Origin of the sequence: Thauera sp. 28 (assembly GCF_000310145.2) — a bacterium.
GTDB lineage: Bacteria > Pseudomonadota > Gammaproteobacteria > Burkholderiales > Rhodocyclaceae > Thauera > Thauera mechernichensis.
In genome coordinates, this window is the sequence record NZ_AMXA01000001.1 from 35487 (window position 1) to 49591 (window position 14105).

Consider the following 14105-nt stretch of genomic DNA (forward strand, 5'->3'; position numbering starts at 1 on the left):
CTCGAGTGTGGCGGTCCGCAGGTGGAATCTGGTATCAGCCAGTAAATGCCGAGAAGGTTGCAGGCCGTCGAATCAGCGAAGAGCGAATTGAGCAATTTGCTGAGGGAATCATGTCTGGGAGGGAGATTGCCCTTAACAACGGCTCCGTAGTTATTTGGGAGCGCATACCTGATGCCGTGGCACAATTACTTCCGGCACATCAATGAAGCACAGCCCAAAAAGGCAAATGTACTCGGACGCCAAAAAGCTCCGCTCGTTCCTCGCTCTGCTTTTCTCCGCCGGTAATTTGCGGCGTTGGGGGGCTAAATGACAGAGGTCGCTGAGGTAAAAGAGAAGGGGCTTGTGCTGAGAGGTGATGCTGATGAAAAGCACACCCTCGAGAATCTGAATCGTTTCCTGTCGTTAGTTGGCACACAGGATGATCGCGCAATGGTGCTCTCGTTAGCGACATTTATCGAAGATACGCTCGGTCGGTTACTGATAGCGTATTTCAGAGACTGCAAAGCCACCAAGGAGCTCGTTGAAGGTTTCAGTGCCCCCCTAGGCACATTCGGCTCTCGTACAAAGGCCGCTTACTCCTTCGGTCTTGTGACCGAAGCGCAATACAAAGACATGGAGATTCTTCGCAAAGTTCGGAACCAATTCGCCCATAACTGGGAAGGCGTTTCTCTCTCTCGCAACGACATTCAAGCCCTTATCGGTCAGCTGAGCGGCTACACCGTTGATCATCAAGAGATTAAAGGCGGTAACAGAGAAAAAGTGCTGGGTACGCTTTCGACGTGTTGCATGGAGCTTCAAATATTCTTGGGTAGACTCATCAATAAAAAGGCAGCGAAGGCACCTGATGTAAGTCATCGCCTAACGACGATAAAGCCAACCGAGCCAGGAGTACGATGGTATGTTGCCTGATCAGGAAATTGCTATGTCGCAGTTCCGCAGGCGCGGCCCAACCAATCATTCCACCGGACCTGCGCGAAAAGCCGCGCAGGTCCGGTGAATTCAGACGTTGGGCACCATGAGCATTCTCGACGCTACTGCCTACGCAATTGGCGAGGCCGCTGCTTACGTAGTTGGTCGAATCGCCGGGCGCACCTTCCATCTCGAACCAAAGAGGGCTCAGCGTATTGGCGAATATATTGTGATCGGTGTCATCCTCGGCGCAGCAGTTCTCATTACCGTTATCTATTCGTAACCGCAGAGGGTTCCTGTGCGTTCCAGCATTCCTAGTTTGCCCTCTCGCCAGCGCCGACTATTCAAGGCGCCAAAAAACGTCGCTTCCTCGCTACTGTCCGTGCCCAACCCGGCGGTCGAGGCGCGGTTTCGCCGCTGGGACGCTTCGCCGCAATACGGCTCGCGCCCCTCACCTCTAAGTTAGGCATGCTATGGAAATCTCATTAACTTTAAGCGACCTAGTTGAATGGATCGAGGCTCATGCCACAACCATCGACGTATTAAAGTGGATAATTGTCGGCTTGCTTGCATGGGGGCTCGGTGCATTTCGCTTTATAAGAACAAAATTTAAAAGACCAAAGCTTGAGGTTGAGTCTTTTACCAGTCGCTGCATCTGGCAAGAACTTGGAGTCGTAGACGGTAACGACCATAATGCCAGAGTTGTATTTATTATCGAGGCGGGGGTCAATAATCCGACAACAGATCCAATTGTTGTTCGCGGCTTCACTCTTAAGGTTAAAAGACTTAAAGGTTGGCCAGTCCGCAATCACCCATTGAATGCCGTCACACTTCCCTCGCGGGTACGACACAACATAGGAAATATCACAAGATTTCTGAAAAATTGGTTCTCCAATTTCCCGGAAGGTCCTGAAAACCTAACTTTAGGTCCGCGAATTGAGTCCCGTGACCATCAATCTGGTTTCTTACTTTTTGTTTCTGCCTCGTGGGGGTACATGCGGCCCCTCGTAAGGGGGGGCGCCATCCCAATAGAGCTCAATGCCCGCCTAACGACTGGAGAAAATCTGACTGCTCGCGCTAACATCGAAATCATGGAGGATCATGCTGCCTTTGAAGAAATGGTTCCGGGAATACTTGATCACGTGCAACACAGAAGCACTTGGAACATTATTCGAACGCAAGCCTAACAACTGGTTTAAATCGTTCGCTTCGCTCACTGGGACGGGCTAAAGTAAAGCCCGCCCTTTAACCAAACGTTGAGGCTGTAGAAAAACCTTCCGCCCGTACGCGGTGCGCGATGCGAAAGGTATAATTCAGCATCGCTTCCCGGAGCCCTGCGATGCCCCGCTTCAAGACGCCCGCCTATGGCCTGAAGATGACTCCGGTGGATTTCGACCGGCAGGTGATTCCGGGGAGTTTCGAGCACGCGCTCTGTCACCTGATCGATCAAGAGATCGATCTTGCGCCGCTGGTGGCGTGCTGCCACAACGACACCAGCGGTGCCTCGGCCTTCGTGTCAGCTGTACAGCGTCGGCAACCGCTGACCAGGACTGCTTGCCCGAAAATCGGGTTTTTCTACACCGTCGTTAGGCCTCTTCACCATTTGTTCGCAGAAGGAGAAACACCATGAAAAGCAATCCGGTTGCGTGGTTTGAAATCTACGTTCAGGACATGCCCCGTGCGAAGGCGTTTTACGAAGCTGTGTTTCAAGGCACATTAGAAGAGCTGAGAAATCCTGATCCCAACGGCTTCCCTGAAATGGAGATGTGGGCATTTCCGATGTCAATGGAGGGGGCCGGTGCAGCAGGAGCGCTGGTGAAAATGGCAGGGTGCCCTTCTGGTGGTAGTACGTTGGTCTATTTCTCCTGCGAGGATTGTTCAATTGAGGCTGGGCGAGCGGCGGCGCATGGAGGTGAGATCTTCAAAGGCAAGATGTCTATTGGTGAGCACGGCTTCATTGCGATGGTTGTCGATACTGAAGGCAATATGATTGGCCTTCATTCAATGCAGTGAATGTGTGGTCTGACACTGCGCTCTGGGGACGGGCCGCAAGCGACGCGCCCCTGAGCTTTTGAGTTAGACGCCACGGGGAGTCTCCCTGCATGACACTAAGCAATCGGGTCGTCCTGGCCCTCGCGTTCTTCGGCTCATTCTTTGTGGTGGGGGCATCCTATTGGCCGATCCCCTACGCCCAGATTTCGCTGCCCAATGCCGTGTGGGGCTTGCCCCTCGTCGTCGTCGCTGCCCTCGCTGCTCTACCACGCGTCCTTTCGAGCGCTCGTTTTTGGCCTTCCGCCCTGATCGTCGGGGCCTCGGTCCCTGCCGCAGTCCTGGCTCGCGTCATCTACGATACTTCGTCGAACCCCAGCTCTCACAATCTGTGGCCATTCGAGATCATCCTGGCCACCGGGCCTGGCCTTCTGGCGGGCGTTTCGGGTGCACTCGTGGGTGGTTTTCTGGGCAACCGGAAGCGTTATCGGTGATCTGTCGCGTGGGTGCGCCCCGGTTTGCCATGATGATGAGCGACAGCGTCGGCGACCGCCGATGGGGACCGAATTAACGGTAATGGCATTTTTATACACAGTCTTCAGGCTTTCACATTCATGAACAAGCGCATTCTTGTAGTCCTTGGCCACCCAGACAATGATAGTTTTTGTCGTGCTATCGCTGATTCGTACATTGACGGAGCCAAGGCCGCGGGTAATGAAGTTCAACTGATTTCCGTTGGTGATCTGGCTTTTGATCCCGTGCTCCACAAGGGCTACACTGCCATTCAGGAGCTTGAGCCCGATTTGGTGGCTGGACAAGCTGCAATCACCTGGGCGCAGCATATCGTTTTCGTGTATCCCATCTGGTGGGGTGCTATGCCTGCTTTGCTCAAAGGCTTCATCGATCGAGTCTTCCTGCCGGGCTTCGCGTTCAAGTACCGGGAGGGTTCTCTCAGGGCAATCGCACCGACTTCGCATAAGCAAATGCAATAACGCTTTTACTTTCATGACCTTGCGAGACTCCTGTTCACATTGTCATAAGTTGTGTAGTTTCCTACCTTTTTGGGTATCCCATGAAGGCAGGAAACGTCATGCCGCTGACGCAGGTGTTCGTCTCGATTTCCGACCCGCGCAGCGCGCGGCATGCGCGCCACGTCCTGGCCGAGTTGCTGACGGTGGCGGTGTGCGCGGTGCTCTCGGGTGTCGACGACTTCGTCGACATCGAGTTGTGGGCCGAGGCCAAGATCGACTGGTTGCGAGGCTTCATGAAGCTTGAGCATGGCATCCCGTCTCACGACACGATCGGACGCGTGTTCGGCCTGATCGCGCCCGACGAGTTCGAGTCCGCGTTCCGGCGCTGGGTGGGCATGGTGGTGCCGGCGCTGGCCGGGGATACGGTCGTGGCGATCGACGGCAAGACGAGCCGGCGCTCGGGCGGCAAGAGCAAGACTGACGCCAGTCCGTTGCACCTGGTGAGCGCGTTTGCGGCCGGCATGGGCGTCGTGCTGGGCCAGACGGCGACCGCCGAGAAGTCGAACGAGATCACCGCGATTCCCGAACTGCTTGCCAAGTTGGCGATCGAGGGCTGCGTGGTGACGATCGACGCGATGGGCACCCAGACAAAGATCGCCCGCACGATCCGCGAGCGCGGCGCGCATTACGTGCTGTGTGTGAAGGAGAACCATCCGAACCTGCACGATTCGATCCTGTTTGCCGACATCGATCCGCGAGGGCCGCTGACGCCGAGCTCGACCCATGAGACCACGATCAAGGACCACGGTCGCATCGAGATCCGCCGATGCCGCGCCTACGCCGCGATCGATCGCCTCTACAAGTCCGAGGACTGGCAGGATCTGGCAAGCTTCGCGGTGGTCGAGCGCATTCGCACCGTGGGCGATCACACCAGCACCGAGCGCGTCTTCTACATCAGCAGCCTGCCCGCCGACGCCGAGCGCATCGCTCGGGCCGTACGCAGTCACTGGGAGGTGGAGAATCGGCTTCACTGGTGTCTGGACGTGCAGTTCAACGAGGATCAGTCACGGGTGCGCAGCGGCTATGCCGCCAACAACCTGGCCATCGTTCGCCACATTGTGATGAACCTGCTGCGGCTCAACACGACGCGCAAGGCGAGCATCAAGTCCAAGCGCATGCTGGCGGCGACTATCGACGAATTTCGTGCCGAGTTGCTTGGGGTTATGACATGAAGGTGCGATTGCCCTGAGGGTTCTCTGTTCTGGGATCGCCTGCTTTCAGGGCGTTCAGCTCACCTGCTCGTTACCATGGATACACCGCCGTGGTATTTTCGCTGGGTGTATCGCATGCCAGGGCATAATCAGATGAAACGCACCATTCTCGAGTTCAGCGGCATCAAACCTGTCGCCATTTCGAGCTTTGGCCCCATCAAGGATTCGAGCCAGGAAAAACGTGAGAAATGGCTCGCCAAAGCAAATGCATATGGCCGCCATGCGTAACATGCTGGACCAGCGAGGCGTGCCAATAATGTCGCGTCTCTTAACAGAGTGTTAAGCCTCCACCAAATCTATCCGATCCCAAGAGAGGGTTTTTGACGATGGACATCCCGCGGATATTCAACATCACGGAGCGTGCGCACCGCATCCACAATCCGTTCACCCCCGAGAAGTTCGCGACTCTTGGCGCTGCATTGCGCCTGGAGCCAGGGGCGCGCGTGCTCGACCTTGGTAGCGGTTCGGGGGAAATGCTGTGCATGTGGGCGCGCGATCACGGCATTATCGGCACCGGCATCGATATGAGTTCGTTGTTCTCCGAACAGGCGAGACAACGAGCTGAAGAACTCGGTGTTGCCCATCAAGTCAGGTTCATTCACGGCGATGCGACTGGTTATGTCGCTGATGAGAAGGCCGACGTGGCAGCTTGTGTTGGTGCCACGTGGATCGGCGGAGGCGTCGCTGGCACCATTGAGCTTCTGGCACGTAGCCTGCGGACCGGCGGAATCATCCTGATCGGCGAACCTTATTGGCGTCAATTGCCGCCAACGGAAGATATCGCCAAGCGATGTCTTGCAAGTTCGGTCTCTGATTTCCTCGTGCTTCCAGAACTGATTTCGTCTTTCGGCAAGCACGGCTACGACGTCGTTGAGATGGTTCTAGCTAACCAGGACGGTTGGGACAGATACGAGGCGGCCAAATGGCTCACTATGCGCCGATGGCTTGAGGTCAATGCCGATGACGAGTTGGCGGAAGAGGTGCGCGCACAACTGACTACGGAGCCTGCACGCTATGCCGCTTACACCCGTGAATATCTTGGCTGGGGTGTGTTCGCGCTCATGCGACGGTAAACCTCGCATCTTTGCCGTATTGCCAGAGGCGCAACGCCGACCTTTGCGCTTTGGGCTGTCGGCCCGAGCCAACATTCCACCGACGCTGCGCTACAAAGCTATGCGGCGCCAGTGAATTCAGACGTGAGCTCTACAAGGAACTGACTCGGTGCAAAAAAACAAACTCCTGATCGCGGCAGCCATTTGTAGTGGGGTGGCTGCATTGTTGCATTTGGGTTGCATCATCTTCGGCGGTGACTGGTATAGGTTTCTTGGCGCTGGAGAACAAATGGCGCAAATGGCCGAGGCGGGCCATATTTATCCGACAATAGTTACATCGGTAATTGTTGCAGTGCTTTCAATTTGGTCGCTTTATGCTCTGTCTGGTGCAGGTGTTATTTTAAGACTCCCATTATTGCGGTTGGTGCTGTGCGTAATCGCTGCAATATATTTGATACGGGGGGTGGCTTTTATGCCATTAATGCATGTTTTTCCAGAAAACAGCCTTGCATTCTGGGTGGTGAGCTCGGCTGTATGCGTTGTATTGGGTTTGCTTTATGTGTTGGGTATCAGGCAGTCATGGGTATATATTAGCGAAAGGCATGCTTGACATTGCCATCGTTTATCGCAACGGTAGGCACTGGAGTTCATGCAGTGATCCGACTCGTCTTCTTCGCTGCGGCGATGCTGTTCGCGCAGACGGCCCCCGCTGCGGGGTATAAGTGCGTGTCGGCTGACGGGAAGGTAACGTATCAAGCCACTCCTTGCCCTACTGCAAGAGGGAGCACTCAAGGCATCCTCCCCTCGGCCTCGCAGGTGCCGTTGCAATCGGCCTCATCGAGCCCTTCCGTGGGACATCATACTCAGTGACCTTGCAGCGGATTACGATCTTAATGTCAGAGTTGAGGCCGGGGTCATCTATGTCCGCGCAACGTAGGGAGCTTGATCCAACAATGCCTAAACGCTCGTTCAGTCAGCCCACGTCGAAGTGCGCCCGTTAGTTTAAACGTCGTTACTTTCCACTCCTCTCACAAAATGAACGCATACCACCTTGCACAAGTTAATGTCGCGTTGGCGCGTGCCGAGATGACTTCCGAGATCATGAGCGGCTTTGTCTCACGCCTCGATGAGATCAATCGCCTTGCTGAAGATTCAAAAGGTTTCGTTTGGCGCCTCGTCGGCGACGGCGCTGATGCGACCAGCATCCGAGCGTTCGATGACCCCATGCTCCTGGTGAATATGAGTGTCTGGAAAGACATGGACTCCTTGAAGGCCTATGCCTACAAGTCCGCGCATGTAGAACTCATCCGTGATCGGGATGCCTGGTTCCACAAGCTGGCTGAGGCACATCAAGCGCTCTGGTGGGTTCCTGCCGGTCATATTCCGACGGTGCTTGAGGCGAAAGCCAAGCTTGAGCACATCAGGGCGCATGGGCCAACGCCCAAGGCGTTTACCTTTGCCAAGTCCTTTCCGCATCCCGTCCCACTCGATGATTCTGCCGCTTTCCGGCCAGGAACCCGCTCCTGTGCCGGGAGTTAGCGTTCGCGTGAGGAGCAGTTGATGCCCATGGATAAGCAGAAGTGGAATCCGGCGCAGTACGCCGAGGAGGCGCACTTCGTCTCGGAGCTCGGTGCCCAGGTGGTTGATCTACTGGCGCCGTGTGCGGGCGAGCGGATTCTGGATCTCGGCTGCGGAGATGGAACGCTCGCGAAGGCGCTGCATGATGCCGGTTGCCGAGTGGTCGGCGTGGACGCAAGTCCCGAGATGGTCGCCGCGGCCATCAGCACGGGAGTGGATGCCCGTGTCGTCGATGGGCATGCGCTACGGTTCGATGCCGAGTTCGACGCCGTGTTTTCCAACGCTGCCTTGCACTGGATGACGCGTCCGGGCCTCGTTTTGGATGGGGTCTATCGAGCGCTGAAGCCCGGTGGTCGTTTTGTGGGGGAGTTTGGCGGCCATGGCAATGTGGCGACAATCCTGCGGGCGCTGGAAGAGGCGCTTGCCGCCAGAGGCATTGACGCTACGCCCTTGAACCCGTGGTTCTTCCCAAGGGCTGACGAGTACCACGCACTACTAACGCGCTATGGCTTCGAGCCGGTGAAGGTGCAGGCTTTTTCTCGGCCGACGCCTTTGCCAGGAGACGTGACGGGTTGGCTCGAGACCTTCGCGCAGAGCTTCAGCAATAGCCTTCCGAAAGAGGCGCGCAAGGCGTTTGTCGTGGAGGTTGTCGAGCGTTGCCGGCCGGCTCTTTGCGATGGAGACGGGCGTTGGATGGCGGATTACGTCCGCTTGCGGTTTGTTGCGACCAGGCCTTCCGGAGCCAGCGCGGTGGTTAAGCCGAACGTTTCTTCCGCTTAACGCGACACGGCTTCGCCCTACACCGCGATACCGATCATCGGCGCGATAATCCCACCATGCTCAAAACGCTCTTCGTCTTCGATTGCTCCGAAGCGGTCTCCGCCTGGTCCGCGATCGATGATCGTGTGATGGGGGGTGTGTCGCGCAGCGCCCTTCGTTTCGATCCGGCCGGCCATGCCGTGTTCAGCGGGCAGGTTGCGCCCGACAACAATGGCGGTTTCGCCTCGGTGCGTGCGTCGGTCACGCCGCTGCCGGCAGGGGACATCGACGCCATTGAACTCGTCGTGCGCGGGGATGGCCGCCGCTACAAGCTCAACCTGCGCATCGATCGCGGCTTCGACGGCGTCAATTATCAAGCCGGCTGGGTGACGCCGGCCGGTATCTGGACCCGGCTGGCATTGCCCCTGGCTGACTTCCGGCCCACCTGGCGCGGGCGCGCGGTGGCCGACGCGCCGGCGCTGCGCAGTGCGAGTATCGAACAGGTGGGGCTGATGATCGCCGATGGCCAGTTCGGGGGCTTCGAGCTGGCCATCCAGGGGATCTGGGCGGCCGGCCGGGGGGCTGCTCAGTTGTGACACAGTCGGCCGCCGCGCCGCGGTGGGGGTGTGCCAGAGTTGAACGCTGCCGCGTGCCATTGGGCTGGGGCCTGGGGCGCGAGCTTGCCTTGGCGGCGGTCTGCGCCCGCCCGAGCGGGCTGGCATATCGCTTGCATGATTCGTGCGCATGAGTACGACGACCGAAACGATTCCATCCGCAGCCATGTCCGCGGCCGGCGTGCAGCCCCGGGACTGGACTTGCCCGTTCTGCAGCCTGCTGTGCGATGGCTTGGCGCTCGCGCCCGGGCCGGTGCTGCAACTTCGCGGCGGGGATTGTGCGCGTGCGCGGGCGGGGCTGGCGGCTTTCGATCATCCGGCGGCCGCGGTGTCCTGCGTCGATGGCGTACCGCGGGGGCTGGATGCGGCGCTCGATGCGGCGGCGGCGAGGCTTGGGGTGGCGCACTTGCCGCTGTTCGGCGGCCTGGCCACCGATGTGCAGGGCATGCGCGCGCTGTATCGCCTGGCCAACGTGCGCGGCGCCATTCTCGACCATGCCCACGGCGAGGCCATGATGCCCGCGCTGCGCATGTTGCAGGACCGTGGGCAGATGTTCACCACGCTGGCCGAGATCCGCAACCGCGCCGACCTGATCGTGTGCATCGGCACCGATGCGCGGTCGAGCCATCCCGAGTTCTTCCGCCGCTGCGCGCCGGCCGCGGGGCGCGAGGCCGGCGGCCGGGTGGTGTTCCTGGGCGCAGGCGGGGGCACGCCTGGGGCTGCGGAGATCCCGTGGGCGAGCACGGTCGATGCGCTGTGCGCCGAGGGCGACATCTTCGACACCGTGGCGACCCTGGCGGCGCTGGTCGACAGCCGCCGCCTTGCGGCCGTACCCGCTGCGCTCGCTGAACTTGCCGACGCCATGCGCGCCGCGCGCTACTGCGTGCTGGTGTGGGAACCGGCCCGCCTGGCGCAGCATGGCGCGCTGGTGGGCGAAGCCCTGCTGCGCCTGCTGATGAACCTCAACCGCAAGACCCGCGCCGGGGCCTTCACGCTCGGCGGCAACGACGGTGCGCAGACCGCGAATGCGGCGATGAGCTGGCTGTCCGGCCTGCCGCTGCGCTCGCGCGTGGGGCAGCAGGGCGTCGATCACGATCCCTTGCAGTACGCCACTGCCCGCCTTCTCGACGAGCGCGCGGTCGACCTGCTGCTATGGGTGGCGAGCTTCACGCCGGATCTTCCGCCGCCGCCGGCTGCGCTGCCGCGCATCGTGCTCGGCCATCCGGCGCTCGCCGCCGGCTGCGCGCAGCCGGGCACGGTGTTCATCCCGGTGGCGACGCCGGGTATCAATGCCGACGGCCATCTGCTGCGCGCCGACAGCGTGGTGTCGCTGCCGCTGCATGGCGTGCGCGACGACGGCCTGGCGACCGTGGCCGAGGTGGCGCAGGCGCTGGTCGCGCGCCTTGCGAGCGGCGCGGCGGCGAAGGAGGGCGCGCGATGACGACGATCAGGCTCAAGGGCGGTCGCGTCTACGACCCCGCCAACGGCGTCGATGGCGAGGTGCGCGACATCGGCATCCGCGACGGCCGCATCGTCGCGCTGCATGCGCAGGACAAGGTGGATGCGGAGTACGACCTGACCGGCTGCGTCGTGATGGCCGGCGGCATCGACCTCCATACCCACATCGGCGGCGGCAAGGTCAACCTCGCGCGCATGATGCTGCCCGAAGACCACCGCCTGAACCGGCCGCGCGACTCGCTGCTGGAGCTCGCCTCCAACGGTTGCTGCACGCCGGGCACGCTCGAGACCGGCTACCGCTATGCGCAGATGGGCTACACCGCGGCCTTCGAGCCGGCGATGCTGGCCAGCAACGCGCGCCAGGCCCACATGGAGATGGGCGACACGCCGATCCTGGACCACGGCGCCTACGTGATGCTGGGCAACGAGGAGCTCTTCCTCGAGATGCTGGCGCGCGGCGAGGACCCGCAGCGCATCCGCGACTACGTCGGCTGGGCGATCGGCGCCAGCAAGGCCATGGGCGTCAAGGTGGTGAACCCGGGCGGCATCTCGGCCTTCAAGTTCAACCAACGCAAGCTCGACGTCGACGAGGACCATGTGCATTGGCAGGTGACGCCGCGCCAGGTGGTGCACAGCCTGGCGCGCGCGCTGTCCGAGCTGGGCGTACCGCATCCGCTGCACATCCACGCCAGCAACCTCGGTGTGGCGGGCAACATCGAATCGACGCTTGCCACCATCGACGCGCTCGAAGGCCTGCCCGGCCACCTGACCCACATCCAGTTCCACAGCTACGGCCGGGAAGGGCCGAAGAAGTTTTCCTCGGCGGCGCGCCAACTCGTCGAGCGCGTCAACGCCGCGCCCAACGTCAGCATCGACGTCGGCCAGATCATCTTCGGCCAGACCGTTACCGCCTCGGGCGACACCATGCGCCAGTTCGCCAACGCCGAGCTCGGCAACCCGCGCAAGTACGTCGGCGGTGACATCGAGTGCGATGCCGGCTGCGGCGTGGTGCCTTTCCGCTACCGCGAACAGAGCTATGTGAACGCGCTGCAGTGGGCGATCGGGCTGGAGATTTTCCTGCTCATGGACGACCCCTGGCGGGTGGTGCTGACCACCGACCACCCCAACGGCGGCCCCTTCACCAGCTACCCGCACCTGATCAAGCTGCTGATGGACAAGCGCTTCCGCGACGAGCAGCTCGCCCGCCTGCACCCCGACGTGGCGGCGATGGCGGACCTGCGCGAGATCCGCCGCGAGCTCTCGCTGTACGAGATTGCGATCATGACCCGTGCCGCGCCCGCGCGCCTGCTGGGACTGACCGACCGTGGCCAGCTCGGCATCGGCGCTGCGGCCGACATTGCGGTGTATCGCGAGGAGGCCGACCGCGAGGCGATGTTCGCCACCCCGGAATACGTCTTCAAGGACGGGCTGCTCGTCGCGCGCAAGGGCCGCATCGAGGCGGTGCCGGTGGGCGGCACCCACTTTGTCGAGGCCGACTACGACCCGGCGATCGAGAAGACGGTCGAAGCCTGGGCCGATCGCCACGCCAGCATCAGCTACCGCCACATGAAGATCGGCACCGACGAGCTGTGCTCGTGCAGCAACGGCGGCGCGCTGCTGGCGTGCAAGGTGCACGGACGCGGGAGGCCGCTGTGAGCAGCCTGCCGCAGGAGACGACAAGCGCGATGGAGATGGCGCCCAACAGCGTGACGCGCAACGGCGTGACGATAGACGACACCTTCGCCGAGGCCTTCCCGATGAAGGCCACAAGGGTGCTGATCACCGCCCACAACGAGACCTGGGCGCGCCATGCCGCGGTCGCCATGACCGGCTTCGCCACCTCGGTGATCGCCTGCGGCTGCGAGGCCGGCATCGAGCGCATGCTGGGCGCGGACGAGACGCCGGACGGCCGGCCAGGCGCGTCGGTGCTGCTGTTCTCGATGTCGGGCAAGGAGCTCGCCAAGCAGCTCGAGCGTCGCGTCGGCCAGTGCGTGCTGACTTGCCCGACCACGGCGATCTACGCCGGACTGGAGCTTGGCCAGGATCAAGGCGAAGCGATCGCGCTTGGCAGGAATCTGCGCTTCTTCGGCGACGGCTGGCAGATCTCCAAGATGATCGACGGCAGGCGCTACTGGCGGGTGCCGGTGATGGATGGCGAGTTCGTCGCCGAGGAGACCACGGCCATGGTGAAGGCGGTGGGCGGCGGCAACCTGCTGCTGCTGGCGCGCGACACCGATGCCGCGCTCGCCGGCGCTGAGGCTGCGGTGAAGGCGATGCGCGCGGTGCGCGGCGCGATCATGCCCTTCCCCGGCGGCGTGGTGCGTTCCGGCTCCAAGGTGGGCAGCAAGTACGCCACGCTGATGGCCTCGACCAACGACGCTTTCTGCCCGGCGCTGACCCCGCTCGCCAGGCGCAGCGAGCTCGACGCCGACACGCGCTGCGTGATGGAGATCGTCATCGATGGCTTGACCGAGGCCGATGTCTCCGCCGCCATGCGTGCGGGCATCGCGGCCATCGTCGCGCGCGGCGCGGCGGCCGGGGTGACGCGAATTTCCGCCGGCAACTACGGCGGCAAGCTCGGGCCCTTCCACTTCCATCTGCACACGCTGATCGGGGAGGGCGCGGCATGAGCGCGACACCAGGCTGGTGCCTGCGCCTCAAGGTGCAGCCCGAATTCCGCGTCGACTTCGGTGGCGTGCTGCCGCTGTGGCTGGCGGCGATGACGGCCGACGAGATTGCGCGCCTGCAGCTGCGCCACGGCAACGACATGCAGGCCATGGGGGCGCTGTTCGACATCATGCCGGTCGAAGGCGCAGCCGCTGCAGTGCCGGGCGGGCAGGCCGAGCCGGGGCCGCAGCTGCGCCTCGAGGGTGACCTGTCGCGCGTCGACGCCATTGGCCAGGGCCTGGAGGGGGGCATGCTGCGCGTCGACGGTGACGTCGGCGACCGCCTGGGGCTGGCCATGCGTGGCGGCGAGATCCGCGTGCGCGGCAGGGCTGGCGAGCTTGCCGGCTGCGAGATGGCAGGCGGGCGGATCGAGGTGGCGGGCGATGTCGGCGACTTCGCCGCCGCTGCGCGGCCCGGCAGCATGGACGGCATGCGTGGCGGCACGCTCATCGTGCACGGCAACGTGGGCGCGCGCTGTGGCGACCGCATGCGGCGCGGCACGGTGGTGCTGCATGGCGACGCCGGCGACTTCCTGGCCTCGCGCATGGTCGCCGGCACGATCGCGGTCGCCGGCCGGGTAGGCGCACACTGCGGCTACGGCATGCGGCGCGGGACGCTGGTGTTTGCCGGCCCGCAGCCTCCGGCACCGCCGACCTTCGTCGCGACGCAGCACGATATCGCCGTGTTCTGGGCCTTGCTGCGGCGCAGTCTGGCCTATCATGGCGGCCTCTTCGCCAGCCTGCCGGCGCCTGCGCCGCGCCGCCTGGTCGGCGACCTGGCGGTCGACGGCAAGGGCGAATGGCTGCTGCCGGGCCGCGGTTGATCCACCGTATTCCG

General features: G+C 61.9%; 19 protein-coding genes. All 19 read left to right on the forward strand.

Features of this window, described 5'->3' with window-relative positions; genetic code table 11:
- Positions 1–306 precede the first annotated feature (306 nt).
- The 19 genes from C662_RS20195 to C662_RS00255 all read left to right on the forward strand — a co-directional run bounded on the left by C662_RS20195 (position 307) and on the right by C662_RS00255 (position 14091).
- Positions 307–909, forward strand: a complete 603-nt coding sequence (locus C662_RS20195; protein WP_157354406.1) for a hypothetical protein — start codon at positions 307–309, stop codon at positions 907–909.
- A 106-nt stretch (positions 910–1015) separates the two neighbouring features.
- The gene (locus C662_RS20200; protein WP_157354408.1) at positions 1016–1192 is read left to right on the forward strand and encodes a hypothetical protein; all 177 of its coding nucleotides are present in this window, start codon (positions 1016–1018) and stop codon (positions 1190–1192) included.
- A gap of 190 nt (positions 1193–1382) precedes the next feature.
- Positions 1383–2096, forward strand: coding sequence for a hypothetical protein (locus tag C662_RS20205; RefSeq protein WP_157354410.1), 714 nt, complete (start codon positions 1383–1385; stop codon positions 2094–2096).
- 152 nt (positions 2097–2248) lie between these two features.
- Positions 2249–2539 (forward strand): hypothetical protein, encoded by a 291-nt coding sequence (locus C662_RS00190; RefSeq protein WP_002923442.1) that lies wholly within the window; start codon positions 2249–2251, stop codon positions 2537–2539.
- Positions 2536–2922: a VOC family protein gene (locus C662_RS00195; RefSeq protein WP_002923445.1), complete on the forward strand. Its 387-nt coding sequence runs from the start codon at positions 2536–2538 to the stop codon at positions 2920–2922. Before C662_RS00190 ends, C662_RS00195 begins: the two co-directional genes overlap by 4 nt.
- A gap of 89 nt (positions 2923–3011) precedes the next feature.
- Positions 3012–3392, forward strand: coding sequence for a hypothetical protein (locus C662_RS00200; RefSeq protein WP_002923447.1), 381 nt, complete (start codon positions 3012–3014; stop codon positions 3390–3392).
- A 120-nt stretch (positions 3393–3512) separates the two neighbouring features.
- The gene (locus C662_RS00205; protein ID WP_002923450.1) at positions 3513–3890 is read left to right on the forward strand and encodes an NAD(P)H-dependent oxidoreductase; all 378 of its coding nucleotides are present in this window, start codon (positions 3513–3515) and stop codon (positions 3888–3890) included.
- An 80-nt stretch (positions 3891–3970) separates the two neighbouring features.
- Positions 3971–5101, forward strand: a complete 1131-nt coding sequence (locus C662_RS00210) for an ISAs1-like element ISTha2 family transposase (protein ID WP_083485707.1) — start codon at positions 3971–3973, stop codon at positions 5099–5101.
- 132 nt (positions 5102–5233) lie between these two features.
- Positions 5234–5368, forward strand: a complete 135-nt coding sequence (locus tag C662_RS20685; protein WP_002923459.1) for a hypothetical protein — start codon at positions 5234–5236, stop codon at positions 5366–5368.
- Between the two features lie 98 nt (positions 5369–5466).
- Complete coding sequence (locus tag C662_RS00220; protein WP_002923460.1) at positions 5467–6213, forward strand: SAM-dependent methyltransferase; 747 nt, start codon at positions 5467–5469, stop codon at positions 6211–6213.
- A gap of 148 nt (positions 6214–6361) precedes the next feature.
- Positions 6362–6802, forward strand: coding sequence for a hypothetical protein (locus C662_RS19840; RefSeq protein WP_002923467.1), 441 nt, complete (start codon positions 6362–6364; stop codon positions 6800–6802).
- Positions 6803–6876: 74 nt separating this feature from the next.
- A complete protein-coding gene (locus tag C662_RS20710; protein WP_353736325.1) occupies positions 6877–7062 on the forward strand; it encodes a DUF4124 domain-containing protein in 186 nt (61 codons plus the stop codon).
- A gap of 165 nt (positions 7063–7227) precedes the next feature.
- The gene (locus tag C662_RS00225; RefSeq protein WP_037983882.1) at positions 7228–7731 is read left to right on the forward strand and encodes a DUF3291 domain-containing protein; all 504 of its coding nucleotides are present in this window, start codon (positions 7228–7230) and stop codon (positions 7729–7731) included.
- A gap of 27 nt (positions 7732–7758) precedes the next feature.
- On the forward strand, positions 7759–8550 hold the full coding sequence (locus tag C662_RS00230) for a class I SAM-dependent methyltransferase (protein ID WP_232433179.1): 792 nt from the start codon (positions 7759–7761) through the stop codon (positions 8548–8550).
- Between the two features lie 56 nt (positions 8551–8606).
- The gene (locus C662_RS00235; RefSeq protein WP_002923477.1) at positions 8607–9125 is read left to right on the forward strand and encodes a CIA30 family protein; all 519 of its coding nucleotides are present in this window, start codon (positions 8607–8609) and stop codon (positions 9123–9125) included.
- 148 nt (positions 9126–9273) lie between these two features.
- Entirely contained in the window at positions 9274–10584 is a 1311-nt protein-coding gene (locus C662_RS00240; RefSeq protein WP_002923479.1) for a hypothetical protein, read from the forward strand.
- Positions 10581–12257 (forward strand): formylmethanofuran dehydrogenase subunit A, encoded by a 1677-nt coding sequence (locus C662_RS00245; RefSeq protein WP_002923481.1) that lies wholly within the window; start codon positions 10581–10583, stop codon positions 12255–12257. The genes C662_RS00240 and C662_RS00245 overlap by 4 nt, the downstream gene beginning before the upstream one ends.
- Positions 12254–13231, forward strand: a complete 978-nt coding sequence (gene fhcD, locus C662_RS00250) for a formylmethanofuran--tetrahydromethanopterin N-formyltransferase (RefSeq protein WP_232433180.1) — start codon at positions 12254–12256, stop codon at positions 13229–13231. Before C662_RS00245 ends, fhcD begins: the two co-directional genes overlap by 4 nt.
- Positions 13228–14091 carry a formylmethanofuran dehydrogenase subunit C gene (locus C662_RS00255; protein ID WP_002923487.1) on the forward strand — a complete coding sequence of 288 codons (864 nt, stop codon included), beginning with the start codon at positions 13228–13230 and terminating at the stop codon, positions 14089–14091. The genes fhcD and C662_RS00255 overlap by 4 nt, the downstream gene beginning before the upstream one ends.
- Positions 14092–14105: the final 14 nt, after the last annotated feature.

Coding starts and splice junctions, on each gene's coding strand:
- C662_RS00210 (WP_083485707.1), top strand. CDS start 3,971: ATGAAGGCAGGAAACGTCATGCCGCTGACGCAGGTGTTCGTCTCGATT.
- C662_RS00200 (WP_002923447.1), top strand. CDS start 3,012: ATGACACTAAGCAATCGGGTCGTCCTGGCCCTCGCGTTCTTCGGCTCA.
- C662_RS00225 (WP_037983882.1), top strand. CDS start 7,228: ATGAACGCATACCACCTTGCACAAGTTAATGTCGCGTTGGCGCGTGCC.
- C662_RS20685 (WP_002923459.1), top strand. CDS start 5,234: ATGAAACGCACCATTCTCGAGTTCAGCGGCATCAAACCTGTCGCCATT.
- C662_RS00220 (WP_002923460.1), top strand. CDS start 5,467: ATGGACATCCCGCGGATATTCAACATCACGGAGCGTGCGCACCGCATC.
- C662_RS00245 (WP_002923481.1), top strand. CDS start 10,581: ATGACGACGATCAGGCTCAAGGGCGGTCGCGTCTACGACCCCGCCAAC.
- C662_RS20200 (WP_157354408.1), top strand. CDS start 1,016: ATGAGCATTCTCGACGCTACTGCCTACGCAATTGGCGAGGCCGCTGCT.
- C662_RS00205 (WP_002923450.1), top strand. CDS start 3,513: ATGAACAAGCGCATTCTTGTAGTCCTTGGCCACCCAGACAATGATAGT.
- C662_RS00240 (WP_002923479.1), top strand. CDS start 9,274: ATGAGTACGACGACCGAAACGATTCCATCCGCAGCCATGTCCGCGGCC.
- C662_RS20195 (WP_157354406.1), top strand. CDS start 307: ATGACAGAGGTCGCTGAGGTAAAAGAGAAGGGGCTTGTGCTGAGAGGT.
- C662_RS00230 (WP_232433179.1), top strand. CDS start 7,759: ATGGATAAGCAGAAGTGGAATCCGGCGCAGTACGCCGAGGAGGCGCAC.
- C662_RS00195 (WP_002923445.1), top strand. CDS start 2,536: ATGAAAAGCAATCCGGTTGCGTGGTTTGAAATCTACGTTCAGGACATG.
- C662_RS20710 (WP_353736325.1), top strand. CDS start 6,877: ATGCTGTTCGCGCAGACGGCCCCCGCTGCGGGGTATAAGTGCGTGTCG.
- C662_RS00255 (WP_002923487.1), top strand. CDS start 13,228: ATGAGCGCGACACCAGGCTGGTGCCTGCGCCTCAAGGTGCAGCCCGAA.
- C662_RS20205 (WP_157354410.1), top strand. CDS start 1,383: ATGGAAATCTCATTAACTTTAAGCGACCTAGTTGAATGGATCGAGGCT.
- C662_RS00190 (WP_002923442.1), top strand. CDS start 2,249: ATGCCCCGCTTCAAGACGCCCGCCTATGGCCTGAAGATGACTCCGGTG.
- C662_RS00235 (WP_002923477.1), top strand. CDS start 8,607: ATGCTCAAAACGCTCTTCGTCTTCGATTGCTCCGAAGCGGTCTCCGCC.